The organism is Bacteroidia bacterium, from assembly GCA_041391665.1.
In the GTDB taxonomy this organism is placed as follows: Bacteria; Bacteroidota; Bacteroidia; order J057; family J057; genus JAGQVA01.
In genome coordinates this window covers 2,139,030-2,162,910 of record JAWKNO010000003.1, presented here as the reverse complement: position 1 = coordinate 2,162,910, position 23,881 = coordinate 2,139,030, and the positions used below count along the sequence as shown (strand labels likewise).

Below are 23,881 nucleotides of genomic sequence, written 5' to 3'. Positions count from 1 at the left end.
AAGAAGATGAAAAAAATCTTATATGTTTTATTTTTTTGCCCGATGCTTGTCATGAGCCAGGCAAAAAAACCTACGTTAATGGTTCTACCCAGTGATGCGTGGTGTACTCAACAGGGATTTATACAGGAATTTCAGGATGAAGGGAGAAAGGTGGTTTTACCTGATCTGGAGAGAGCTGTAAACAGTGATATGGACCTATTAAGTGTGATTGCTAAAATCAATGGACTACTGGCCGACCGGGGTTTCCCGGCAAAGGCTCTTGATCAGGAGCTAAAAAGCCTTAGCACAGATAATGCATTAGATGATGTGGGTATGAGCAGAGACGGAGGGAGCGTGTTGGAAAGCCCAATTGACAAACTCTACAAACACGCTCAATCAGATATTATTATTCAAGTTCAGTGGAAAGTTAATAAAACAGGTCCAAAAAACTCTGTAAAATATACACTCAGGGCACTTGATGCTTATACCAATAAAGAGGTAGCTACGGTGGACGGGACAGGAGAGCCGTCTTTTGAGGCTGAGATAAGCCGTCTGCTTGAGGAAGCGATAATAGCTCATATGGATAATTTTTCAGATAGATTACAACGGCATTTTGAAGATATGTTTGAAAATGGCAGGGAAATCACACTGCGTATCCGCATTTGGGATTCATGGGGGCAGGATCTCTATGAAGAATATGGGGATAGCGAACTGGGTGAGATTATAGAAGACTGGCTGGCTGAAAACTCGGTCAAAGGCAGATTTTCTACTACAACCTATTCGGATACTTATATGTATTTTGAGCAGGTACGAATGCCAATGTTTGATGACAGAAACCGGGCAATAGACGCCAGAAGATGGGCTCGTGAGCTTCAAAAATTTCTTCAAGACGCTCCATATAATATCCCTTCACGCCTCGATACAAGAGGGTTAGGTCAGGCTACTTTAACCCTGGGTAGTAAGTAAATCTAAAACATCATGAGAAAACTAAAATATGTATCTGTTATTGTATTGACAATAGCGCTTATTAAACTATTACCTGCCCAAAATAGCAGGTATAGCCAAATTCCTCTTTCCGTAGCCTTCCCAACCGAAATGGATTCGGTCCCGCAGAATGCCCGAAACCTGTTACAAAACCGGCTTCAGCAGGCAGCAAATCAAACAGGCGGACCAGCCGCAGTGAGTCCCCGTTTTGTATTGACAGCAACCCCCACGATTCTTGGCAAAACAATCGTAGCAGGTAGCCCTGTAATGATTACTTATTCTATTGAGCTCAACCTGTATGTTGTTGATTTCTATGATAAGAAAATTTTTACCTCAACCTCCGTTGGGTTAAAAGGAGTAGGCGAAACAGAAAGTAAGGCCATCAGTGCCGCATTCCAGCAACTCCGGGCAACAGATTCACGGGTTACAGAATTTTTGAAAGAAAGTCGGACAAAAATTGGCTCATATTACGATAAGTATTGCAATCAGGTTCTTGACCGGGCTTACAATCTGACCAATGAGCATAAATTTGCAGAAGCATTTCATACACTGTCTTTGGTTCCGGAGGCCTGTACCTCCTGTTATGAACAGGCCAATGGCCAAATCATAAGTTTTTACCAAAGATACCTGGACTACGTGTGTGCAGAAAATCTCGCCAAAGCGCAGGCAATATGGGTTGCTGGTCAAAACGGACGTAATGCCACTGAAGCTGGTAAATATTTATCTCAAATTCTGCCTGACGCAGCATGTTATAATGATGCGCAAAAGTTGATCATCACTATGCAGGAACGGGGAATTCAGGAAGACTGGGAATTCGAAATGTCAAAATATTATGATGACCTCAGGTTTCGCTGGCAGAAACATACAGACGAAGTTGAACTTGAAAAACTCCGCATTGAGGCTGCACGGCAAGTGGGAATTGAAGATGCGAGAAATAAGCCTGTTTATTACTACACGGGTTGGAGTTTGTTTGGCTGGAGATGGTTTGTATGGTAATTTTTTTGGGAGATTTAAATATAATTTTTCCTGAGACCTTCATTGATTTCATGGATTTAAATGATGAAGGAAAAAGAATAATGTTTACTTTTAGAAAATAAGGAAACAGCGAAAAATTCCATAAATGTGTATGAAATCAATTTATACACGCCTGGTTTTTGACCAGGCGTGTTAAACTTTATTTTTATGTATCAGCCTCTACGCCTCAAACTCTATTGCAATAGCGAGTGCCTTTGCACATTTTGGTTGTTTTGTCTAGGTATTATGGTGATCCAGCCATTATCCCTCGTGGCTCATAATACAAACCCGAACGAGAGATACCCAGGACTCGACATTGACCAGCCAAACTCAGGCTTCGATCTGAACGATCCACCATCGCGCGTTTCGTTTCAAGTGGCATCATCGCAATTTTTTTTTAAGAAACTCCAGTTCCACTTTTTGCTCCCCGATGATTTGTAGTAGGCGGGCTTTCTCCTCGGCCGCCTCGTCCTGAGCTGATAACTCCGGCTGGGAAAACACAGACTCCGCACTCGATAGAAAGGTGCGCTTCCACGTGGTAATTTGTTGAGGATGAAGCTCGTATTTTTGTGCCAATTCCGTCAGACTTGATCGCTCTTTCAGCGCTTCAAGCACCACTTTTGTCTTGAATTGTGAGGTGAATTTTCTTCTTCCCATAACAGTAAATTTAAGGGTTTTGGACAAACTAAACTTACTGTCCTAATTTTTGGGGGGAGTACGGTGTGAACTCTCGGAGCACGAATGGGCATAAGCCCCCCCCATTTTCTGGGAGATTCACACTTTTTTCTATCTGATTTTTAAAAATTTCCTTCTCACTTTTCCTCCGGTAAATGAAATCTCCTGACAGGGGTTGGTTTACTGGGGCCGCTTACATTGTATTCGGCCTCTTTTTTTTGATGCTTGTGCGTATTCCCAATTATTCCGTATCATTCCGCCAAATTCGGAAATATGCATCCCATCTTCCCTGACATCATCCAAAACTACCCCCAACTCAAATACGCGCTCCTGGAAGCGCAAACCTTCGATTCCCGCCACTTCGGGTTTCCGCAGATCTACTACGATATCATGGAAACCGACAAACTGCGGGTGGGCAAGTTTGCCGATACCTTTCAACAGTACAATTACTTCAAAGATCTGGTCGTCTGTGAAGCGGGTGTCGGCAGGCTTGCTTTAACCCAACACTACCTCCCCTTCGTCAAAAAGGCTTACCTCATTGAAAATAATCCTGACCTCCAGCCCTTCCTCGAAACCGAAATCGCCCGAATGGGCCTCTCCCATAAAGTAGAACTGCTGTTTGGCGACGCCCGCAAAGTCTCTCTCCCCGAACCCGTAGACGCTCTCATCGGCGAATTGATGAGTATATTCTGCGCCAATGAATTTCAGGTGCAGATTTTCAGACATTTACGCCAGTTCTTAAAACCGGATGGGGTAATGATTCCTGAAAAGATTGTCAATACCGCACAAATCTGTGAAGCCGAATTTGAGGGAGAAATCGCGCACTACCCGCTGTGTTTTATGCGCCATTTACCTACCCTCTTGTCTTTACCCGCAATCGTAAACACCATAGACCTGCGAACAATCACTGCGCCTGTTGAAACGTTTTCGACGCCCATCACCTGCCTAAACCCCGGCCAGGCAAATGCGATCCTTCTCAATTCCTATGTTCATCTTTCGGGGCAAAATGCATTTACAGGAACTGACAGCCTCATGCCGCCTACCGTGTGTAAACTTAGCGCGCATCATGCCATCAGACCCGGTGATATTTCTATACTTTCCAGCACCATACGCTACGGCACTTCTCTGGAGGAATGTATTTTTTCATTGGAATAGGCGTTTCAAATATTCTCCTAATAAAATGCTCGTCAACGAGCATAAACCTAAATCTCGTAGTGATCCGTAAGTTGTTTCTCCGCTGGATAAACAGGGGCGGCGCACTGCGGCGCAATCAATAAAAAAATAAAGGGCCGGGCACCGGTTTGGCTACAAACATGGGACCCCGCCGGGGTCTGGCTTCGCCCGGTGGAATGTGGGTAGAGAACCTGATGGCGTAGGGGAAGTATGTAGCTGAGATTTCTTCGATTTGTCGCCGTCGTTCGGCTCTCGTAATTCCGCAAGTCCCCCATTAAAAGGGGGACGCTATGCGGAAGGGGGTTCGTCATACGCGCGCTGCAGCGCAATCAATAAAAAAATAAAGGGTGGGGCACTGGTTTGGCTACAAACATGGGACCCCGCCGGGGTCTGGCTTCGCCCGGTGGAATGTGGGAAGAGAACCTGATGGCGTAGGGGAAGTATGTAGCTGAGATTTCTTCGATTTGTCGCCGTCGTTCGGCTCTCGTAATTCCGCAAGTCCCCCATTGAAAGGGGGACGCTATGCGGAAGGGGGTTCGTCATACGCGCGCTGCGGCGCAATCAATAAAAAAATAAAGAGATCGTGGCTGTAATGCCTAACAATATTGTGACCGTGACGGGCCTTGTGTCAAAGACAATCATATTGTGTCCATATAGTTATTCATTATTATCAGGTGCGACATTTTGGTTTGCGCCCGAAGGGGCATTCGAAATTATTTGTAAATTCCGCAACTACTATTAACCTGAGCTATGAAATACGTAAACCTGCTACTGCTTTCACTTTTTGTTTTTCTGTTTTCCTGCCGCCCTGCGCCAGAGCCTTTTGCCGCTGTTTCCCTCAATCCGTTTGAGTCGTATGTGCAGACGGTTTCGCCAGATTTTGCATGGGAAACCGTTGATACAATTCCTGGTGAGGGTTATTCTGCCTATGTCATCCGCTTCGTATCTCAACGATGGCTGACAGAAGCTGAAGTCAAAGATCCTGTCTGGTGGCACTGGCTTACCATCGTTGTGCCTGACGAGGCCGAAAGTAATACGGGTATGCTTTTTATCGGCGGGGGAAACCGCAAGCGCCAACAACCTGCCAAAGCCAGCGACCTCGTTCTCCAGACCGCTCTGCTGTCTAAGTCCGTCGTGGCTGATCTTCACAATGTGCCCAACCAACCGGTCGAATTTGTCGGCGATGATTTTGGCCCCCGCGAAGAAGACGAACTGATCTCTTACGGATGGCGAAAATTTCTCGAAGGTGGTGCCAAAGATGAAGATGCCAAATGGCTGGCACGGCTTCCTATGACCACCGCTGCCGTTCGCGCTATGGATGTGGTAGAAGCTTTCTCCCGGAAAAGTCTGTCTCACCCTGTAAATCAATTTGTAGTAGCCGGTGCCTCCAAACGCGGATGGACAACCTGGACCACTGCCGCTATGGATAAACGGGTAATTGCAATTGTTCCAATCGTCATAGATTTGCTCAATATTGTTCCTTCCTTCGAACACCACTGGCAGGTATATGGCCAATGGGCACCCGCAGTAGGTAATTATTCTCAGGAGGGAATTATGGAATGGCAGGGCTCGGCAGAATATGCGCGGATGCTCGAACTCACAGAACCTTTCTCCTACCGCGACCGGCTGGATATGCCCAAAATGATCATCAACGGTACAGGTGACCAGTTTTTTCTCCCCGATTCCTGGAAGTTTTACTGGAAAGATCTGATCGGCGAAAAACACCTTCGGTATGTTCCCAACAGTGAACACTCCATGCGCGAAACTGATGCCCTCGAAACGCTCATCTCCTTCTACCAGAGCATTGTTACCGAAACCCCACGTCCTGATTTTGACTGGAAGGTGGAAAATGGCGAACTGGTGATTCAGACTTCCCCCGAATTTGTACCTCAGTCTATTACGCTGTGGCAGGCGCACAATCCGAAAGCCCGCAATTTTCAGGTGGACTCGATCGGCAGAGCTTATCAACCCATGGACATACCGCTGGCTACAGACGGTACATACCGGCTGAAAGCAGACAAGCCGGAGGCGGGTTATACTGCATTTTTTGCAGAACTAACTTTCCCTGGCGTTGCAGAAATTCCCATCAAACTAACAACGGGCGTTGTCGTAACCCCTGATACTTATCCGTTTGCTGCATTTGCTCCGGTAACGCCCAAAGGTACAAGACTGAAAGAATAAACCATTCAAAATGAAAGCACTTACTTTTCAGGGAATTCGCGATATACGTTATGAATCTGCTGCTGACCCGGTAATTGTGGCTCCGGAGGATGTGATTGTGAAGGTATTATATACGGCAGTATGTGGCTCTGATCTGCATATTTATCACGGCAGGGAATCGGGGCTGGATACTGGTACGGTTATGGGGCATGAATTTGTCGGAGAAATTGTCGAAACCGGAAGGGCCGTAAAAAAATTAAAAAAGGGCGACCATGTTGTGAGCCCATTTACTACCAATTGCGGGGAATGTTATTATTGCCGGATCGGGCTTACCTGCCGCTGTGAGCGTGGGCAGTTGTATGGTTGGGTGGAAAATGGCCATGGCCTTCACGGCGGACAGGCAGAATATGTGCGGGTTCCGATGGCTGATACAACGCTTGTTCGGTATTCGGCGGAGATGGATGCCACACAGGTTTTGCTGACCGGCGATATCATGGCGACAGGCTATTTTTGTGCAGACCAGGCAGATGTGCGTCCCGAAGGCGTATATGCTGTGGTCGGTTGCGGGCCGGTAGGGTTAATGGCGATTTTGGGAGCCAAAGCGCGTGGCGCTGAAACAATTTTTGCCATAGACACGATTCCGGAAAGACTGGAATGGGCAAAAAAACTGGGAGCTATTCCGATTGATTTTCAAGAAAGAGATTCGCTGGAACGCATCCGCTCGCTGACACACGGGCGGGGAGCGGATGGCGTAATGGAAGCCGTCGGAAGCTCATCCGCAGCGAGACTGGCCTATGACCTGGTGCGTCCCGGAGGCATTATATCAACGGTGGGCGTCCATACAAGTCCGGGATTTCCCTTTTCTCCGGCACAGGCCTATGACAAAAACCTTACCTATAAAATCGGCAGATGTCCGGCGCGGTTTTATATGGAAAAATTGTTGGAAAGTATACAGGCCGGCCAGGCAGATCTCCGTCCATTTATTTCTACAATCATGCCTTTAGCGGAAGGCAGGACTGCTTATGATCGATTTGACCGAAAAGAACCCGGCTATCTCAAAGTAATACTTAAGTCTACAGAGGGTGTTTGAAAAATATTTGCAGGGATAGCAAATATTTTTTGCCACATCTTGCCAGGACTCGTATATTACTTGAGTTATTATTGATCGCGCAGGCATAGATCGCTCCTGATGTGAACAACATATCAGTCTGGGAACCTAGGAGAGCAGGTATTCAGTAGGTGGTTTTGTCTTTAGCCGAACGTGCAGGTTGGGTTTATGTCTTAACTTCTTGCCATGCTAAAGGGAAAAAATTTCCATACTAATCCTCCGGTTCTCGTCGAACTGAAAAAAAGAACTTACCAATTTTCCACTCTATCAGTGTACAATTATCCGTTGGCAGATTTCCTCTATCCGATGGATCGAAATCTTAGAATTGCCGAAATAGAGATATTCGAAGAAGAAGCTGAAGAGGCGACGCCCATTCTCCGGCCAGGAGATACATTGTCTGACTTATTAGCTTTTCTGGCCAATCAGCCTGGCCAGGTATTGAGTATGCAATTTTCACTTGAAAATCAATTGCAAATTGACTCAAATGCCTTAGATGAGCTTTTTATGGATTTTCAGAATCACTTTGATGTGGGGCATATTCTGGATCATATATTCATTAATCATAGTATTGAACCGGTTTCACATTTGCCCACCTTTCGGGCACCGTTTTGCTCGGAGATTTCTCACGGGAAAGTATCCTATTATCAATCGCTAAACCACTTTTTTGCAAGCCAGCGTGATTAACAAAGGTTCTTATCCAAATGGGTAGCTGGTTTTTCCGGTGTTTCTCCCTATTCACCACTTTGATGGAGGATTTCCTGAATTTACCTTCCTCGTTTTGCGAACAGGTACTCCTGAATTTCACCCAAATAGGTAATTGAATAAGCCTTTCACTCCGAACTATTTTTGTCTCATAACTTTTTAAACAAACAAAGTCATGAGACAAATCTTAAAATTAGTATTCGTATCCACACTTTTTTTTCTGTTTTCCTGTAAAGGTGAAACTCCCGGCCCCAATGATAAACTACCCAATGCTGTGGCTAATATTCAGGTCAAACAAAACGGGACAAGCATTAGCGAAATCAATTTTGAACTGATAGAACAATTAGCCGTCGGTGGGGCTGCCAGCGGTGGATCTTATCTTGCCTCACTGGATATGTTCACCATGACTATTTCTGCCAATCTTACCAATGGGCCTACTTTTAGTGTCACTGCAAAAACCGGTGGCGTTAAAACTGGTAATTTTGATATCACAAAAGTTACCGGGAGCGGAAATGAAAATTATGCATCGCTGATATTAACTGCTGCTTCAAAATCCTACCAGTCAACCTCCGGTACATTCAAAATTACCAAAGCTGATCTGTATCAGGATGTCGTAGGGGTAGCTGACTATTTTGTCAATGTGGAAGTGAATATAACCATGGAAAACCCTGCTGACGCTACGGATGTAGTTACTGTTGAGGGAACCATCACGGGAGTCAATATCAAAGCACAATAACCCCGTCAACATAAAATCAAAAAATCTGTTATCTTCATAGGTAACAGATTTTTTTATGCGTCCAGCTTTACTCCGTTTGTTGTGTTTTTGTATGGTGAATATCTGGCTTATGGGCAACTTTCTGGCTCAGACAGATACGGAATACTGGTTTGCTGCACCCGATGTAAGTGCTGTCGCCGGGGATACGCCCGTTTTGCTGGTAATTGGCAGCGCAGGTGCTTTTTCTGATGTAGTAATCGATTTTCCCGCCAATCCGTTATTCACTCCATTGACCTACGATCTGTTTCCCAGCGAAATGGAGATCATTGACCTCACCCCCTACCTCAACCAACTGGAAACCCAGCCTCCGGATTTTATCCTGAAAAAAGGGCTCCATATTACCGCTACCACACCTATCACTGCCTACTACCGGATTGCCGCAACCAACCATGCCGATGACTACAATCTTCGCGGAAAACAGGCACTGGGGAAAGAGTTTTTTATTCCCGGCCAGACACAGTTTATCAATGTTCAAGGGGCTTCTTTTTTTGATATGGTCGCCACACAAAATCAGACCACCATTCAAATTACCCCCGCTTCAAATATTCAGAATCATGTAGCGGGTGTTCCTTTTTCCATTGTGCTAAACAGAGGCGAAACTTTCTCCTGCCGCGAAAGCGGAACCAATCTGGCCGGCAATCTCGTGGGGTCTTACATACTCGCAGATAAACCCATTGCGGTTACCGTCTCCGATGATGCCTTGTCGCTGGGAACGGGTTCGGGAAATGATCTTTCCGGAGATCAGATTATCCCGGTGAAAAGCCTGGGAACTGATTATATTGTCATGAAAGGGGAGGCAAATGTCGAACGCGTTTACCTTACGGCCACAGAAGATCTGACCGTTGTGAACATTCAGGGGAAATCTCCCATAAACCTCAGCCGCGGCCAGACCAGTGTCGTTGACCTTTCTCTGAATGCAACTGCCATCACCAGCACTTTGCCGATATATGTCTGGCACCAGAGTGGTGCTGGAGATGAGCCGGGAGGAACCATTATTCCGCCGATAACCTGTACCGGGACCCGCGTAGTGAAATTTGTGCGCCCCTTCAGTGATAATTTTTTCTTTTACCTCCTTACCCGTGCAGGCAATGAAGATAACTTCCGGCTAAATGGCGCCTCCAATATCCTTGCTTCCTCCTTTTCTCCCGTTCCGGGTACCAATGGACAATGGATGGCGGGACGAATAGAGGCGCTGGGTTCTCTCGTTACCTCCACCAACCAGATCGATAATACCTCCGGGGTCTTTCATATGGGAATGATTAATGTGGACATCGGAAAGCAGGCCTCTTACGCCTATTTTTCCAACTACAGTCCACTGGCGCTGGGCGAAGAAATATTTTTCTGTAAAGGAGACTCCGTAGTGCTCAATGCCGGAGCAGAAAACAGCAATTTTCTCTGGAGCACCGGCGATATGACACAGCAGATTGTGGTTTCTCAGCCGGGAAAATACTGGGTGAATGCAGATTTTGAAGGATGCCCGCTGAGTGATACGATTCGCGTAGGCGAAATTTCTCCGGAAATAAACCTCGGTCCTGACACGACCATTTGTGCGGAAGATGGACTTACGCTCAACCTGAATATCCCCGGCGCAACATACCTCTGGAACGATAGCCTGAGGACGCCATTCCGCACGATCACAACTGCCGGAACCTATTGGCTAACCGTCAATCAGCAAGGCTGCCTGGTTTCGGATACCCTGATTGTACAGGTACAACCTCTGCCTCCCCTTGACCTTGGCCCCGATATCACACTCTGTGGCGGGCAGAGCGTTACACTCAATGCATCTGCGGCCTTTGCTACTTATCGCTGGCAGAATGGAAACACATCTGCACAGCAGCTGGTCTCCACCGCAGGCACCTATCATGTGGTGCGGATGCTTGCCGGGTGCAACCAGCGCGATACGGTGGAGGTGTCGGTTTCTTCACTTACTGTACCAAACGGGCTGGATACTACCCTTTGTCAGGGCGACAGTTTGCGCGTTGATGTTACTACCTCAGGGGCAGATTACCTTTGGGAGGATGGTTCGGAGGAACCGGTGCGAATCATTACGGAGCCTGGAAGGTATTTTGTACAGATTTCTGACAACTGCGAATCGGCACAGACAGACTTTTTTGTCGGCGTTACAGACTGCGAATGTTTTGTCTTTATCCCCAATGTCTTTACCCCCAATGAAGACGGAATCAATGACGATTTTCGGCCAAGGGTAATTTGTCCACTCGAAAGTTATGGGCTGGTGATTTTTGACCGTTGGGGCAAAAAAGTATTTGAAAGCCAATCCCCGCAGGACTATTGGACAGGCAGCATCGGCAGCAGACCGGCACCGGCGGGGGTGTATTACTGGGCGATACAATTTCGCAAGGCGGGAGGAGCCACTACGCAGGTGACGAGAGGAAATATTACGCTGATGCGGTGAGGGAGAGGTGGATTGAGGCAAAAATTAATCAGGTAATTGGAAAGATTACGCAAAAAAAGAAAATAGAGGAAAATATGATGAAGTATCTGCTACTCATTCTTGCTTTTGGGGTTTTGTACAGCAATGGCAACGCTAAGCCCGTTCCCCCCAATTTTATCATATTTATCGCCGACGATGTGAGCTGGGATGATTTTGGTTGCTACGGAGACAGCCAGGTTCGGACCCCCAATATAGACAAACTGGCCTCCGCCGGATTAAGATTTACGAATGTGTATTTAACCGCCAGCTCCTGCAGCCCCAGCAGAAACAGCATCATGACTGGAAGATACCCGCACAATACAGGCGCCGCTGAGTTACATACAGAACCACCCCTGGGAATGCTTTCTTTTGCAGAAGTATTGCGGTCAAATAATTATTATTCCGCTCAGGCCGGGAAATTTCATATGGGAAAATATGCCAAACGGGGATTTGACCGGGTATATGAAAAGTCTGACGAAAATGGCGATGGGGGGGAAAGGATGTGGGTAGATGCCTTAAAAGAAAGGCCACGGGACAAACCGTTTTTTATGTGGTTTGCTTCCTATGATGCACATCGCGCCTGGGGGCCAAATCCATTTTCCGGAACCCACAACCCTGCAGAAATCACCCCACCATTTTATCTGGCAGACGGGGATGAGACCAAAGTGGATTTGGGAAAATATTACGACGAGATCAAAAGATTTGACTATTCGATTGGGGAAGTTGTGGATCAGCTTGTGGCCCAGAAGGTGCTGGAAAATACGGTCATTATTATTATGGCGGACAACGGACGACCCTTTCCCCATAGCAAAACAAGGGTGAATGACCGGGGAATGAAAACACCGTTTATTGTCCACTACCCTGCCCTGATAAAAAAAGGAGGCAATACCTGCAACAGCCTGATCAGTGCCATTGATATTCCCCCGACTATGATGAAGCTGGCAGGGATCGATTCGGTTCCGGCCCAATTTCAGGGATATAGCTTTGATCAGGTGCTTACAACCCCTCAAAAGCCCTTCAGACATTATGTATTTGCCGAACACAACTGGCATGATTACGAGGCACATGAAAGAATGATTCGAAACCAGCACTTCATGTATATCCGCAATTTCCGCCCGCTGGCTCCGCAAATGGGCCCGGCAGATGCCGTGGAAAGTCCGTCCTTTCAGGAATTGGTGCAGTTGAAAGACAACGGAAGTCTCACCGCTATTCAGGCCGATGTGTTTGCAGTGCCGAGACCCAGGGAGGAGCTATATGATTTGCAGCGGGATCCCCTTCAGTTACTCAATCTTGCTTCTCTGCCTGAATATGCAGATACTCTCAAAAACCTCAGCGATAAACTGCAGAAATGGATGATTGAAACCGGCGATGATGTACCGGAGAATCTCACCAAAGACTGGTACCAGCGAGAACCCGGATATCTGAAGACTGAAGACCATAATATAAGAGGGGAAATGCCTGGCGCAAAGTCAAAGGCAACCCAAAATAACCATAAAGGGGAGTTTTGAATGAGATTTATCCGTCCCGCTCAGACAGGTTAGTAATAATGCAAATATTACCGAAACTAATCAGGCGATAGTAAGTAAAAGACATAAAGAGGGAAGTATATTGAAAAATATAGCTATCTATGTTATTGTAAATTATCTAAATATGAAAGTACAGTTTAATACAGACAAAAACATAGCCGGAAACCACAGGCTGGAGGCTTTTATCAGTAGTTCTTTAGCCGAAGATCTGGCTCGTTTTAGCCATCATATTACCCGCATAGAAGTTCACCTTTCAGATGAAAATGGACAAAAAGCCGGACAAAACGACAAACGTTGTCTGCTGGAAGCGCGACTTGAAAACAGGCAGCCGATCGCGGTTACTGACTATGGCAACACGATTGAGGAGGCTTTCTCCGGTGCGACAGATAAGCTGAAAGCGGCACTGGGAAACATACTGGACAGGCTGAAAGAACATTAATCAGCGCACCGGGATACTGAATAAAGTTTAGGTGTAAGTTCAACAAATGAATAACTCCGTAAAACTGCAACTAATAAAGCTCGGCCACACATTGGTCTGGGCTTTTTTTGTTGCCGTGATTTTTTATGTGTTATACTGCGGAATCTCCAATGAGATAAGCGTCTGGACATGGGCTGCGATAGCCTCCGTCATAGCCGAAGGAATTGTTCTGTTGATTTTTAATATGTATTGTCCATTGACGGTTTGGGCCAGGAAGTATTCTGACTCAGACAAGGACAATTTTGATATTTACCTGCCCAACTGGCTTGCGCGATACAACAAACACATCTTCACCACCATTTTTGTTATCGGGCTGATCCTTGTGTTGGGGAGGGTGGCATTAACATAAATAAAAAAATCATTATGTGGTCAACGCAATCATTTTGGTTTGATATCGCCATAGTCAGCATCATTTATGCGGTCGGCAATATGACTTTTGGACATTTTGAAGAACAAACACCTAAGTTTCGAAGAGTCGGGAAATATCTTCTGACCATTGTAATAGTCTGTTTGCTTACCCATTACTTCGGGCGAACAGTTTCCATGGGCTTTTTGGGGCTATTTTTGGTGCCATTTTTTTATATTCACGGATATTACCTGCCCAAAGTAAAAGGAATCAATGGCTGGACTGGCGAACCCAAAAGCAGGTACTACGAGTTTCGGGGGTGGAGTAAAGACATTTTTAAAGAGGAATGAGAAAGTTTCTTATTTGAAAAAATCTGCAACAATCGATGAATGTTGATTACGCCTGACTTGATACTTTCCAGTCAATTTTTTCTTCCCACAAAATAGTAGCTTTGCCCCATGGAAGACATCAGCAACTCTATTTTATCTGCAGCGGTGCTGCTTTTCTTTTTGATGGACCCGTTGGGCAATATCCCCGTGATGCTGTCTATCCTCAAAGGTATTGAGCCTAAGCGTCAGCGTGTGATCATTGCGAGAGAACTGGGCATTGCGCTGGTGATTCTGCTGATTTTCCTGTTTGCAGGAAAACCCCTGCTGGATTTTCTTCACTTGCAGCAGGAAGCGGTTACCATTTCCGGTGGGATAGTCCTGCTCATCATCGGTCTTCGAATGATATTTCCCCGGGCAGAAGGTGTCATGGGGCAAAACCCCGAAGGTGAGCCTTTCCTCGTTCCCATCGCCATACCCATGATCGCCGGGCCTTCCGTATTGGCTATGCTGATTTTGATGACCCAAAGCAATCCGGGCAAGCTGACCAATTGGTTTTTCGCACTTATTGTCGCGTGGGCATTTGCTGCTGTCATTCTCATGCTTGCGCCCGTCTTGCTGCGTATTCTGAAAGAGCGCGGACTTAACGCTTTGGAGCGTCTGACCGGTATGATCCTCGTCATGATGGCGGTGCAGATGCTGATCAATGGATTCAGGATTTTGATAGCAACATGATGAATAAATCGATTCCGGGCAGCACTGTAAATACGAAACAATTTACCCTATTTCCCGCTTAAATCCTTGATTCTGATATTTCTGAATCTCAATACATCTCCGTGACCTAAGAAGCCGATATGGCCGCTGGTGCGTTGAAGTCCTGGGTGATCGTGTCCGTCCATGGTGCCGTCTTTGCTGGCTTCGAGGAAGTCCCCATCTACAATCGTAGTTCCGTTGAGGATAACTTTGATCTTCGAACCCTGCACAATCACTTCTTCTTCATTCCATTCGCCCACAGGTTTGAGGAAATCGCGTTTGGCGGGGATGACACCATACACTGAGCCGTGATATTGGTAGGGTTTCAGGCTGTCGTATTTCGGGGAAGTATTGTCAAGGATCTGAATTTCTTTTCCCACATAAGCGGCGTCCCCTTCCAGCGGTGCATGTATGCCCAGACCGTTGTTGGCGCCGGGTGTGAGCTGAAACTCAAAGAAAAAATCAAAATCGCTGTATTCTTTTTCTGTATAAAGATTTCCTCCGCTGCCTCCTCCTTCCGGATCAACCACTATCATCCCGTCTTCCACTCTGTATGATTGTTTATTTCCTACCCAGCCATCGAGGTTTTCACCGTTGAAAAGTGTAACCAGTTCCGGTTCAGTGCTCTTTTGAGGCGTACTGCATGAAAATATCAGCAGGGTGATTGCTGTCAGTAAAATGGTCGAAAAGAAAGTTGTTGATTTCATAGGGTCATCATTAAAAAGCTCTGTACTTTGTATCTAATAATTGATTGGCTTCTGGTTCTGCAAATCTGGAAGTTTCATTGTCCCAGTGTAAAGTCTTATTGGGGAAACGGTTGGCAACCACACCCAGCAGGATCGCTTCTGTGAGCCTTGCTGCGTAGGAAAATGGTGCACTGGTTTTGTCGGTGCCGAGGCAGGCATCTACAAACTGGTGGTAATGATCTTTTTTCTCAAGCTCCGGAAAATCTATTTTTTCATATTTCCCGTTGACGATGAGTTTGGGATAATCAATATGCGGGAGCAATAGTCTGCCTTTTTCCCCAATAAACATCGAGCCCTGATCCGGGAGCTTTTCTCCATCGGGCAAACGCAGGTCTTTATGGTCTTTGGGCGCGCCGGGTCCGTCATACCACACCCATTTTAAGGTTGGTGCCGTATATTGCGTTCCGGGAAATGTATAGGTAACGGTATTATTTTCCGGATGCCCGAATCCGGTTGGTTTTCTACAACTGGTTTTTATGGTTTTGGGTACATCCAGTTCCAGTGCAGTATAGGGGGTGTCAAAGATATGAACGCCCATATCCCCCAGTGTGCCGCAGCCATAGTCAAGAAGTTTGCGCCAGTTGCCGGGATGATAGATTTTTTCCTTGTAGGGTCTTTCGGGAGCAGTTCCCAGCCAGAGATTCCAGTTTAGTGTATTGGGGACGGGATCACTTCCTTCGGGTGCGGGCCCGTCATATCCCCAGTTTTTGGGCGACCATGCCCTTACGGTTTTGACTTTTCCGATGATGCCCGACTGGATAAGCTGGACTGTGCCCCTATACTGGTTGAAAGAGTGAATCTGAATGCCCATCTGGGTGACCAGGTTGCGGTCTTCCGCCATTTTGCGCATGGCTCTCGCTTCCGAAACATGGTGTGTGAGAGGTTTTTGACAATATACCGGTTTGCCCATTTCCATGGCGCGCATCGACGCGGGTGCATGGGTGTGGTCAGGCGTGGAAACAATCACTGCATCTATAGAGTCGCTCATCTCCTCAAAGAGTTTTCTGTAGTCAGAAAAAACTTTCGCATGGGGGTGTAGTTTTTGCGCTGCTGCCAGCGAATTAGCATCCACATCGCAGAGGGCGGTAACCTCAACCAGCGGGTGGGAGGAAATAGAATTCAGATCCGAAGCGCCCATTCCTCCGACCCCGATATGCGCAGTACGCAAACGTGCATTTGGCGTAAATGCCTGGATCGTGGAGGGCAAAAGGGATACTGTATATAAGACAGCGCTGTTTTTTAAAAAGTCTCTTCTTTTCATTTGCCAGTGATGTTAATGAAAATTTGAATATAAATTATCCCCGACCAGCCAAAAACTTTCTGATCCACTCCGCAACGATTTCTCTGTCAGGCGTTTTTTCCAGGCTACTGATTCCCATTTCAACTTTTTCTCTGCCAATCCGCTCCACCCGGTTTTCCATCAGCGCACGGTCGTAAACTGGACTAAACTCCGGATGCGCCTGTATGCCGAGCATATTCTCCCCTACCCTGAACATCGCCACCGGACAGTCTGCTGCTGCCGCCAGATGAATACTGTTTTCCGGCAACCGTATCACCTGGTCCTGACACATCATCAGCAGGTTGACTTCGGATTGAAAAGGCTTCATCCACGGCTCTGTCTGTAAAATAGAAAAGGTGTGAACGCCCACGCACCAGCCATGTGGTGATTTTTCGACCTTGCCGCCGAGTGCCTCTCCGAGCATCTGGTGCCCAAAACAAACGCCTGCGTATTTTTTACCTGAGGCATAGATTTCCTGTACAAATGTTTTGAGCCGTAACACCCATTCCACCTCATCATACACCGAAAACCGCGAACCCGTGGCGATATAAGCATCGCAGGCTTCCGCATTTTCTGGAAACTCCCCGTCGATTACCATAAAGGGAATAAGGTCGAGGTCGGGTAAAAGTGCGCGGAACATCGTCGTGTAGTCCGGCGAAATGTGGTGAAAATTTTCGTTGATATGGTCGCAGACGAGAAGGCCTGTTTTCATAGATAATGATTGTCAAATTTTACTTTATAAAGGAGTTTCCCCACAGTTTTGGATAGCTCTTTCCAGCGCCCAGTGCAATACCCAGTGCGATGTAGTTTTTATTTTTCATAATCTCAATGTATCATAAGTTTTGATTTCAGCCAATCCAACTCCTCCTCAACTTCAGCCGCCACGGCTGACCAGTGAAAATATTCGCCATTATTTCTTTCATAATGCTGCAAAGGCATAGGCTGGTAAACCGGTGTTGTGATTTTTACAACTGAATCCCAATGACCCGTTGCCATTTCCAGCCATTTGACTGACTCTTCAAGGGCTGTTTTTTCTCCTGAATCTTGATATTGCTGGTACGCCACTGCTGCCCGTAGTTTGTGGGAAAAATACATGCCCAGATAGGCCCAGGTCTGTATATCTGAGACTTCGTACAGCAGATCGTTATTGTTTTCTGTGTGGATACTTTCTGTCTCTCCGATCGCTGCTTTGCAGAATGAGTCTATGGAATCTGCCAAAACCAGCGGTGTTATTTTTCCGGAACCCGCCTCCCCCGCCAAAAACTCTGGTATGCTGAGATAATCGGGTTCCAGTGGTTGCTTTTTGCTCATTTGATCGAGAGAAAGGAGTTTCATTTTGTCATTGCCCATGAGGCTCAGCATACCTTCACTGTAAAGCGTATAATCCCAGGTCGCATTCCACCACGAGCCGATAATCAAGGGAACCCGACTCACTTTTTTCTGCGCTTCAAACAGTGATTTTCCCTTCTCTGGAAAACGCGACTCAAAAGCATTGGCAAACACTTCATCTTCGGTTGCAGGATTATACAACAGCCGTCCCCATTGCTGGTAATACATCCATTGCCGGTCGAAGGCATATCGATAAGAGGTATTGGGTAAAGCCGTGATATAGTCTTTGGCCGGTATATAACACTCTGAGCCGACATAGTAGCCATTTACATATTCGTGGCCGTTTTGAGAAATATGTTCGCGGATAAATTCGGGCTGTCCCCAGCGAAGAACAAAAAAGTCTTCATTGCGAATCATCCACGCGAGTTTGTAGTTTTGGGGTGAAGGATTCCAGTACGCATCGGTGAGTTTTCCTCCATGCACTTTTTCCAGTTTGGTGGAAGAATAGGGGTGCGACCAGTTGAATTTGAGCTCAATATTGATCGGACCATCGACGCAGGACAGTGAGTCGAGGGTTTCTCTGGTCATTTTTTCTACCGAAACATCCGTACTTCCCCCGCTGCCTTTGCCCGCTGAGAGTGGTACGCGGTGAATGAATTTCACCTTTCGGGAGGCCATTCGCATACCGGCTACATAACTGTCGAGCAACCATTTTTCCCGTTCTCCGGCAGTCATTCCGCCCATACCTTCCCCCAGCGTAATGCCCAGTCCGGAGAGGTCAGGGTATTTATCAATGACCGCTTTTACACTTTCGCGGGTATAGTCTTTGATGATTTCGGAAGTGTCGCCCTGCTCTACGAAGTAGTCGCCTTTGATGCAATATTCGGCTACATGATGCGCTTCGGCAAATTCGGGAGAAACAAAAATGTTCCAGTTGATCAGATAGGTCTCGATGCCTCGTTCTTTGGCCATGCGAAAAAGTGCTGTCCAGAAAGACTCCCATTGCGCCATCTCTTCATCGGAAAACCCGCAGGCTTCGGGGTATTTTTCGGTTTTGACCAGGTAGTTGAATGGATGGAGATTCCACAGCGTCAGTTTGTTGAAGCGGTTTTCGGCCATCATATCGAGGAAGGCGTGCCAGAAAACCGTATCGCGGCAGGTTTCTTCATGCAGTTGTAAGGCTTCACCATTTCTGTAGGAGTCCCACGGGAGGTTAAACTTGAGTGCGCGGAAGGAAAATCGCGGAGATTCTTCGATGTCTTCAATTTCCATTTTTCCCGCCTCCAGTTGGGTTTTGACGTAGAGCAATCCATACATTACCCCGACTGCATCTCCGCCGGTTATGGTGATATCTTTTCCGGATGAATGAACCGTATAGGCTTCATCGCCCAGGAGATTGTCTTTTTGGGTGATAATAGTCCAGTCCGGATTTGAGTCTTTAAAAATAAATAATCCCCTTCCATCCAATGAAGCTAACCGGGAGATTGCGTATTTGACCGGAGGATCGGTAAGGTTATTTTGAATCCGGAAAGAGGTTTTGCCGGGATTGCAGGAAGCAAATCCTATGACAAGGGTAGTGATCCACAAAAGCGTAATTTTCATAGGGGCAAGGTTTAGGATGAAGATAGAAGAAGAAAGTGAAAAAAACCATGAATATGTCTTTCAGAAAATTTTCGGGCTTCCCCCGATTAGGGGAGGAAGTATTCAGGCTGATGTAGTATTTTTCCGGAATGAATACACCTTCTATCAGGGTTGCGATTTTTGAGGATTACGTGCAATTGCGCGATGCCCTGACTATGCTGATCAATGGTACATCCGGATACGAAGTAGGAGGGAGTTTTGGTGACCCGACGAATCTGGAGGAAAAAATCCATCAAAGCAATCCCGATGTGGTGCTGATGGACATTTCCATGCCCGGGAGAAACGGCATCGAAGCAGTCGGGTTGATGCGCCAGTTTTTCCCCCATATTCAGGTGCTGATGCTTACGGTTTTTGAGGATGAAGACCGAATATTTCAGGCGCTCTGTGCCGGGGCAAATGGATATTTGCTTAAAAATACCCCTCCAGGGAGGCTTCTCGAAGCAATCAGGGAGGTACATGAAGGCGGTGCGCCCATGTCTCCGGGCATTGCCCGGAAAACCCTTCACCTGCTTCAAAAATTTGGCGGAAAACCGGATGCCTCGGCCTATGACCTCACCCCGAGAGAAACCGAAGTTCTCGCACAACTGGCACGCGGTTTTTCCTCCAAAATGATTGCCGCCGAACTCAACATTAGCTATGAGACCGTGCGCTCACATCTGAAATCTATTTACGACAAACTTCACGTCGCTTCTATGACCGAAGCGGTCGCCAAAGCCCTTCGCGAAAATCTTATCTAAATATCCCTAATTCTGGGGAGGTATGTTACAGACCAGTGACAGAGTTTTGTAACAGGCATTTTGTTAACAAAAATTACAATAACAATGAACCCTGTACACAGAAAACTGACGTATCTGCTATCCCTGATCGCACTCCTGAGTTTAGGCGAAATCAGCATGGCACAACGAATCCCCGGTACGTGGGAGCAAAAAGCTTCTATGGGCTCCGGCCGGTTCTGGGCCTTTAGTTGCGCGGCCAATGGTAAGGTTTATGGCGGTACAGGCCGCACTGCTTTTAGTGGCAATACGATCGGCGATTTCTGGGAATATGATGTCGCAACTGATACCTGGACACAGAAGGCGGACTTTCCCGGTGGTGTGCGGGAAGGGGCTGACGGATTTTCTGTTAATGGACGCATATTTGCAGGATTTGGCACCCCCTTTATTGCCTTTAACTCTGATCTTTACGAATACATACCGGCGACAGATACCTGGGAAACCAGAGCAAGTGTGCCCGGTGGGGTTGGATTTGCTTACAGTCATGGTTTTGTCATTGACAGTATGTATTACATGGGCCCGGAAAATGGTACCAATAAAATGTATGCATACAATGTGAATACTGATATCTGGACACAGGTGGCTGATTTTCCGGGAAAAGACCGACGTGCACAGGTAGCCTTTACCGCCGCAGGTAAAGGGTATATCGGTTTGGGATTCTGGGTGTTTGGCAGTGTTCAGGGCGATTTTTTTGCCTATGACCCTGTGACAGATACCTGGGCAGAAGTGGCGGGGCTTTTACCTAAATCCGATCAGTCAACGGGTTTTGGTATCGGTGAGTTTGGGTATGTCCACAATGTAGGTGGTAATCAGAAAGATACCTACCGCTATGATCCCTCTAAAGACGAGTGGTTTTTTGAAGTCAATCACCCCGGCGACCGCATCGCCAACGCAACCTCCTGTGTGCTTGACAGCAATGCATATCTGGTTTTTGGCGAACGAACCATTAGCGGGGGCAACTCTGCTTCTGACCAGATATGGAAATTTACGCCTGGCAGAGATACAACCAATTCTACCGCCATTTCCCGCGAACAGTATGCGCCCAAAGTATTTCTCGGCACAACCATGGAAGGCAATCTGTCTGTAGATATTTCAGGTGAAAACCTCGCGCAAACTACCACGGTTATTCTTTCCGATCTCAGCGGAAGAAGGCTGATCAGTGGGCAAATGAATATTCCCGGGAATACAACTTTTGAGACAGCCGGATTGGCTTCCGGGTTATATCTCGTGAGCCTGTACGCTTCAGGTTACCCGGTTTACACACAAAAATGGATGAAACCATAACAAGTGAAATGATTATGTCTGGTGGTTGTGTGGGGTATCGGAAATTTTCTGCAAATTCGGGGCTATGCAACTGTTTTTCAGAATCGTTTCGGTCATCCTGGCTATATCTGGTATTCCCGCACTCTATTCCCAGCAACTTACCCAAACCATTCGGGGAAGGGTGATTTCTGACACGGAGGAGCCACTACCCGGCGTCCAGGTATTTGTATCCAATTTGCCCGCAGTAATCGGCACATTTTCCGATTCCTCCGGGCATTTCGTTTTGGAAAATATTCCCGTCGGGAGACGTACCCTGGAAGCAAAACTCCTCGGTTACGGCGAATTTATGCGGGATAATATCCAGATCAACTCTGCCCGCGAATATTATATCGATATCGTATTGCCCACAGGTATCCAGATGGATGCCGTAGAGCTCAATGCCTACGTAGGGAGCGACCCGATTAATGAATTGTCTGTCGTAAGTGCCCGAAGGCTTGATCCGGAAGAGCTTCAGTACCACGCCGCAACGGCCAACGATCCTGCCCGTCTTGCTCAGGGATTGCCCGGCGTGCAAAACGGGCTGGACATCCGCAATGATGTTGTCATCAGGGGAAATTCGCCGATCGGATTGCTTTGGCGCCTGGAAGGAGTAGATATTCCCAATCCCAACCACTATGCCGGCCCGGGTTCGGGCGGAGGTGGTATTACCGCTTTCAGCGCTTCTATGCTCAGCAGTTCGGACTTCTCCACCGGTGCTTTTCCCGCAGAATATGGCGATGCGATTTCCGGCGTTTTTGATATGCGTTTCCGCAAAGGAAATATGCAGCAGCGGCAGCACACCTTCCGCGCGGGCTTGCTGGGGCTGGACTTTGCTACAGAGGGCCCTATTGTCAAGGGTAAATCATCGTACCTGACCAACTTTCGTTATTCTACCCTGGGCATTCTCAATAAAATGGGCATTTATCTCATCAGCCCCCGCAATGACAACAACTTTTACGACCTGTCTTTTAAAGTTCAGCATCAGGGAGATAAAAACCAGTTTAGTGTTTGGGGGCTGGGAGGAATGAGCACCCAGTATCTCCGTCCGCTCGATGCAGAGTGGAAAACCTTCCGGGATTACTATATCTATGATTACGGTACGCAAATGGGCGTGGTCGGAGCAAGCTGGAAAAGAGTCATTGACGACAAATCATACTTTCAGCTAAATGCAGCGCTGATGGGGCAAAATGCATTTACTTATGATGATACCCTTTCTCCGATGCTCGATACAGGCAGGGTAAAAACCGAAAGATATGTTACCGTGCGTAACTCGGTAAGTATGTACTACAAGCGAACGGTCAATGTGCGGTTACAGATCAAAACAGGCGTGCTCGCGAGTCTGATTCATTACGATATGCTCGATGAGAAGTGGAATGATACTCTGTTTTTTCTGCGCAGGGTGATAGATGTGAAAGGAAATACCTGGCAGGCGCAGCCCTATTTTCAAGCCAGTATTCGGGTAAATACAAGGGTGATTTTGAACGCGGGCGTCCATGCGCTATATTTTGGATTGAATGGTACGGGTATGGTTGAGCCACGCCTGGGTGCGAAGGTGGTAATTGCTCCTACATCAACTATATCGCTGGGCTACGGCCTTCACAGCAAAACGGTACCTTTTGGCAACTATTTTATCGATATAGATGGGCAGATGCCCAACAAGGATCTGAGCCTGATGAAATCCCACCACCTGATTCTGGCTTTTGACCAGCGGTTGGGGAAGAGTTTTCGCCTGCGGCTCGAAACCTATTACCAGCACCTGTATGACCTGCCGGTAACGACTGATCCTGACCGAAAAATATTTGTGTTGAACCGCCTGTGGGGATTTGATTCCGAATATCTGGAGAGTGTAGGCACGGGCGCCAATTACGGACTGGATCTCAGCCTGGAAAAATCATTCTCACAAGGATCATTTTTTGTATTGTCGGGCTCTACGCTTCGCTCCTATTTTAAGCGACCGGGCGACGAAACCAAATACCCGTCTAATTACGATGCGAGGTTTTCGGGCAATTTTACCGGCGGGCAGATATTTCCCCTGGGAGAAAACACTTTTCTGGAGACGGGCATCCGGTTTATTTTTAATTCGGGATACCCCATTACTCCGATACTTGCGAGCAGAATAGATAATGATGGATACGATGCCCCAGTCAACTGGTCTAAGCCCAATCAGGACCAGTTGCCGCCTTATTTCAGGCCCGATGTTCGCGTTGCCTTGCGGCGCAACCGCGCCAAATTTGCCTGGTGGCTGGCACTTGATGTGCAAAATTTCCTGAACCGCAAAAACTCGTTTGCCTGGTATCAGTTTGACCGAGACCTAAACCGTTGGGTCGTGGGCAGGCAGAGCCCGCTCACGCCCGTATTGACTTTTTGGCTCGATCTTTAGT

General features: G+C 47.1%; 21 protein-coding genes. 16 read left to right on the top strand and 5 right to left on the bottom strand.

Annotation, left to right across the window (positions count from 1 at the left end):
• Window positions 1-6 precede the first annotated feature (6 nt).
• Together R3D00_31490 and R3D00_31485 are read left to right on the top strand one after the other, a co-directional pair.
• On the top strand, window positions 7-945 hold the full coding sequence (locus R3D00_31490; protein MEZ4777740.1) for a DUF6175 family protein: 939 nt from the start codon (window positions 7-9) through the stop codon (window positions 943-945).
• A 12-nt stretch (window positions 946-957) separates the two neighbouring features.
• Entirely contained in the window at window positions 958-1,959 is a 1,002-nt protein-coding gene (locus R3D00_31485) for a hypothetical protein (protein MEZ4777739.1), read from the top strand.
• A 399-nt stretch (window positions 1,960-2,358) separates the two neighbouring features.
• On the opposite strand, the gene R3D00_31480 is transcribed toward R3D00_31485, so the two are convergent.
• Complete coding sequence (locus tag R3D00_31480) at window positions 2,359-2,634, bottom strand: transposase (GenBank protein MEZ4777738.1); 276 nt, start codon at window positions 2,632-2,634, stop codon at window positions 2,359-2,361.
• Window positions 2,635-2,925: 291 nt separating this feature from the next.
• Between R3D00_31480 and R3D00_31475 the strand changes: the two genes are divergently transcribed.
• The 11 genes from R3D00_31475 (at window position 2,926) to R3D00_31425 (ending at window position 14,412) form a co-directional block, all read left to right on the top strand.
• Window positions 2,926-3,807 carry a hypothetical protein gene (locus R3D00_31475; protein ID MEZ4777737.1) on the top strand — a complete coding sequence of 294 codons (882 nt, stop codon included), beginning with the start codon at window positions 2,926-2,928 and terminating at the stop codon, window positions 3,805-3,807.
• A gap of 768 nt (window positions 3,808-4,575) precedes the next feature.
• Window positions 4,576-6,006, top strand: coding sequence for a PhoPQ-activated protein PqaA family protein (locus tag R3D00_31470; protein MEZ4777736.1), 1,431 nt, complete (start codon window positions 4,576-4,578; stop codon window positions 6,004-6,006).
• Between the two features lie 10 nt (window positions 6,007-6,016).
• Complete coding sequence (locus tag R3D00_31465) at window positions 6,017-7,075, top strand: alcohol dehydrogenase family protein (GenBank protein MEZ4777735.1); 1,059 nt, start codon at window positions 6,017-6,019, stop codon at window positions 7,073-7,075.
• A gap of 204 nt (window positions 7,076-7,279) precedes the next feature.
• Window positions 7,280-7,777 carry a hypothetical protein gene (locus R3D00_31460; protein MEZ4777734.1) on the top strand — a complete coding sequence of 166 codons (498 nt, stop codon included), beginning with the start codon at window positions 7,280-7,282 and terminating at the stop codon, window positions 7,775-7,777.
• A gap of 193 nt (window positions 7,778-7,970) precedes the next feature.
• Window positions 7,971-8,531 carry a hypothetical protein gene (locus R3D00_31455; GenBank protein MEZ4777733.1) on the top strand — a complete coding sequence of 187 codons (561 nt, stop codon included), beginning with the start codon at window positions 7,971-7,973 and terminating at the stop codon, window positions 8,529-8,531.
• Window positions 8,532-8,586: 55 nt separating this feature from the next.
• Window positions 8,587-10,983, top strand: coding sequence for a gliding motility-associated C-terminal domain-containing protein (locus tag R3D00_31450; GenBank protein MEZ4777732.1), 2,397 nt, complete (start codon window positions 8,587-8,589; stop codon window positions 10,981-10,983).
• Between the two features lie 74 nt (window positions 10,984-11,057).
• The gene (locus R3D00_31445; GenBank protein ID MEZ4777731.1) at window positions 11,058-12,509 is read left to right on the top strand and encodes a sulfatase; all 1,452 of its coding nucleotides are present in this window, start codon (window positions 11,058-11,060) and stop codon (window positions 12,507-12,509) included.
• A gap of 142 nt (window positions 12,510-12,651) precedes the next feature.
• On the top strand, window positions 12,652-12,966 hold the full coding sequence (locus tag R3D00_31440) for an HPF/RaiA family ribosome-associated protein (protein MEZ4777730.1): 315 nt from the start codon (window positions 12,652-12,654) through the stop codon (window positions 12,964-12,966).
• 46 nt (window positions 12,967-13,012) lie between these two features.
• A complete protein-coding gene (locus R3D00_31435) occupies window positions 13,013-13,354 on the top strand; it encodes a hypothetical protein (protein ID MEZ4777729.1) in 342 nt (113 codons plus the stop codon).
• Between the two features lie 14 nt (window positions 13,355-13,368).
• The gene (locus R3D00_31430; protein ID MEZ4777728.1) at window positions 13,369-13,701 is read left to right on the top strand and encodes a hypothetical protein; all 333 of its coding nucleotides are present in this window, start codon (window positions 13,369-13,371) and stop codon (window positions 13,699-13,701) included.
• 108 nt (window positions 13,702-13,809) lie between these two features.
• Window positions 13,810-14,412 (top strand): YhgN family NAAT transporter, encoded by a 603-nt coding sequence (locus R3D00_31425; protein ID MEZ4777727.1) that lies wholly within the window; start codon window positions 13,810-13,812, stop codon window positions 14,410-14,412.
• Between the two features lie 47 nt (window positions 14,413-14,459).
• On the opposite strand, the gene R3D00_31420 is transcribed toward R3D00_31425, so the two are convergent.
• The 4 genes from R3D00_31420 to R3D00_31405 form a co-directional block, all read right to left on the bottom strand.
• A complete protein-coding gene (locus R3D00_31420) occupies window positions 14,460-15,137 on the bottom strand; it encodes a DUF1080 domain-containing protein (protein ID MEZ4777726.1) in 678 nt (225 codons plus the stop codon).
• A gap of 10 nt (window positions 15,138-15,147) precedes the next feature.
• Window positions 15,148-16,437, bottom strand: coding sequence for a Gfo/Idh/MocA family oxidoreductase (locus tag R3D00_31415; GenBank protein MEZ4777725.1), 1,290 nt, complete (start codon window positions 16,435-16,437; stop codon window positions 15,148-15,150).
• Between the two features lie 34 nt (window positions 16,438-16,471).
• Window positions 16,472-17,167, bottom strand: a complete 696-nt coding sequence (locus R3D00_31410) for an amidotransferase (GenBank protein ID MEZ4777724.1) — start codon at window positions 17,165-17,167, stop codon at window positions 16,472-16,474.
• 113 nt (window positions 17,168-17,280) lie between these two features.
• Window positions 17,281-19,386, bottom strand: a complete 2,106-nt coding sequence (locus R3D00_31405) for a hypothetical protein (protein MEZ4777723.1) — start codon at window positions 19,384-19,386, stop codon at window positions 17,281-17,283.
• A gap of 128 nt (window positions 19,387-19,514) precedes the next feature.
• Between R3D00_31405 and R3D00_31400 the strand changes: the two genes are divergently transcribed.
• The 3 genes from R3D00_31400 to R3D00_31390 all read left to right on the top strand — a co-directional run bounded on the left by R3D00_31400 (window position 19,515) and on the right by R3D00_31390 (window position 23,880).
• Window positions 19,515-20,162 carry a response regulator transcription factor gene (locus tag R3D00_31400; protein MEZ4777722.1) on the top strand — a complete coding sequence of 216 codons (648 nt, stop codon included), beginning with the start codon at window positions 19,515-19,517 and terminating at the stop codon, window positions 20,160-20,162.
• A gap of 84 nt (window positions 20,163-20,246) precedes the next feature.
• Window positions 20,247-21,482: a T9SS type A sorting domain-containing protein gene (locus tag R3D00_31395; GenBank protein MEZ4777721.1), complete on the top strand. Its 1,236-nt coding sequence runs from the start codon at window positions 20,247-20,249 to the stop codon at window positions 21,480-21,482.
• A gap of 64 nt (window positions 21,483-21,546) precedes the next feature.
• Window positions 21,547-23,880, top strand: a complete 2,334-nt coding sequence (locus R3D00_31390; GenBank protein MEZ4777720.1) for a TonB-dependent receptor — start codon at window positions 21,547-21,549, stop codon at window positions 23,878-23,880.
• The last annotated feature ends 1 nt before the right edge of the window (window position 23,881 follow it).

Coding starts and splice junctions, on each gene's coding strand:
- R3D00_31490 (MEZ4777740.1), top strand. CDS start 7: ATGAAAAAAATCTTATATGTTTTATTTTTTTGCCCGATGCTTGTCATG.
- R3D00_31485 (MEZ4777739.1), top strand. CDS start 958: ATGAGAAAACTAAAATATGTATCTGTTATTGTATTGACAATAGCGCTT.
- R3D00_31480 (MEZ4777738.1), bottom strand. CDS start 2,634: ATGGGAAGAAGAAAATTCACCTCACAATTCAAGACAAAAGTGGTGCTT.
- R3D00_31475 (MEZ4777737.1), top strand. CDS start 2,926: ATGCATCCCATCTTCCCTGACATCATCCAAAACTACCCCCAACTCAAA.
- R3D00_31470 (MEZ4777736.1), top strand. CDS start 4,576: ATGAAATACGTAAACCTGCTACTGCTTTCACTTTTTGTTTTTCTGTTT.
- R3D00_31465 (MEZ4777735.1), top strand. CDS start 6,017: ATGAAAGCACTTACTTTTCAGGGAATTCGCGATATACGTTATGAATCT.
- R3D00_31460 (MEZ4777734.1), top strand. CDS start 7,280: ATGCTAAAGGGAAAAAATTTCCATACTAATCCTCCGGTTCTCGTCGAA.
- R3D00_31455 (MEZ4777733.1), top strand. CDS start 7,971: ATGAGACAAATCTTAAAATTAGTATTCGTATCCACACTTTTTTTTCTG.
- R3D00_31450 (MEZ4777732.1), top strand. CDS start 8,587: ATGCGTCCAGCTTTACTCCGTTTGTTGTGTTTTTGTATGGTGAATATC.
- R3D00_31445 (MEZ4777731.1), top strand. CDS start 11,058: ATGATGAAGTATCTGCTACTCATTCTTGCTTTTGGGGTTTTGTACAGC.
- R3D00_31440 (MEZ4777730.1), top strand. CDS start 12,652: ATGAAAGTACAGTTTAATACAGACAAAAACATAGCCGGAAACCACAGG.
- R3D00_31435 (MEZ4777729.1), top strand. CDS start 13,013: ATGAATAACTCCGTAAAACTGCAACTAATAAAGCTCGGCCACACATTG.
- R3D00_31430 (MEZ4777728.1), top strand. CDS start 13,369: ATGTGGTCAACGCAATCATTTTGGTTTGATATCGCCATAGTCAGCATC.
- R3D00_31425 (MEZ4777727.1), top strand. CDS start 13,810: ATGGAAGACATCAGCAACTCTATTTTATCTGCAGCGGTGCTGCTTTTC.
- R3D00_31420 (MEZ4777726.1), bottom strand. CDS start 15,137: ATGAAATCAACAACTTTCTTTTCGACCATTTTACTGACAGCAATCACC.
- R3D00_31415 (MEZ4777725.1), bottom strand. CDS start 16,437: ATGAAAAGAAGAGACTTTTTAAAAAACAGCGCTGTCTTATATACAGTA.
- R3D00_31410 (MEZ4777724.1), bottom strand. CDS start 17,167: ATGAAAACAGGCCTTCTCGTCTGCGACCATATCAACGAAAATTTTCAC.
- R3D00_31405 (MEZ4777723.1), bottom strand. CDS start 19,386: ATGAAAATTACGCTTTTGTGGATCACTACCCTTGTCATAGGATTTGCT.
- R3D00_31400 (MEZ4777722.1), top strand. CDS start 19,515: ATGAATACACCTTCTATCAGGGTTGCGATTTTTGAGGATTACGTGCAA.
- R3D00_31395 (MEZ4777721.1), top strand. CDS start 20,247: ATGAACCCTGTACACAGAAAACTGACGTATCTGCTATCCCTGATCGCA.
- R3D00_31390 (MEZ4777720.1), top strand. CDS start 21,547: ATGCAACTGTTTTTCAGAATCGTTTCGGTCATCCTGGCTATATCTGGT.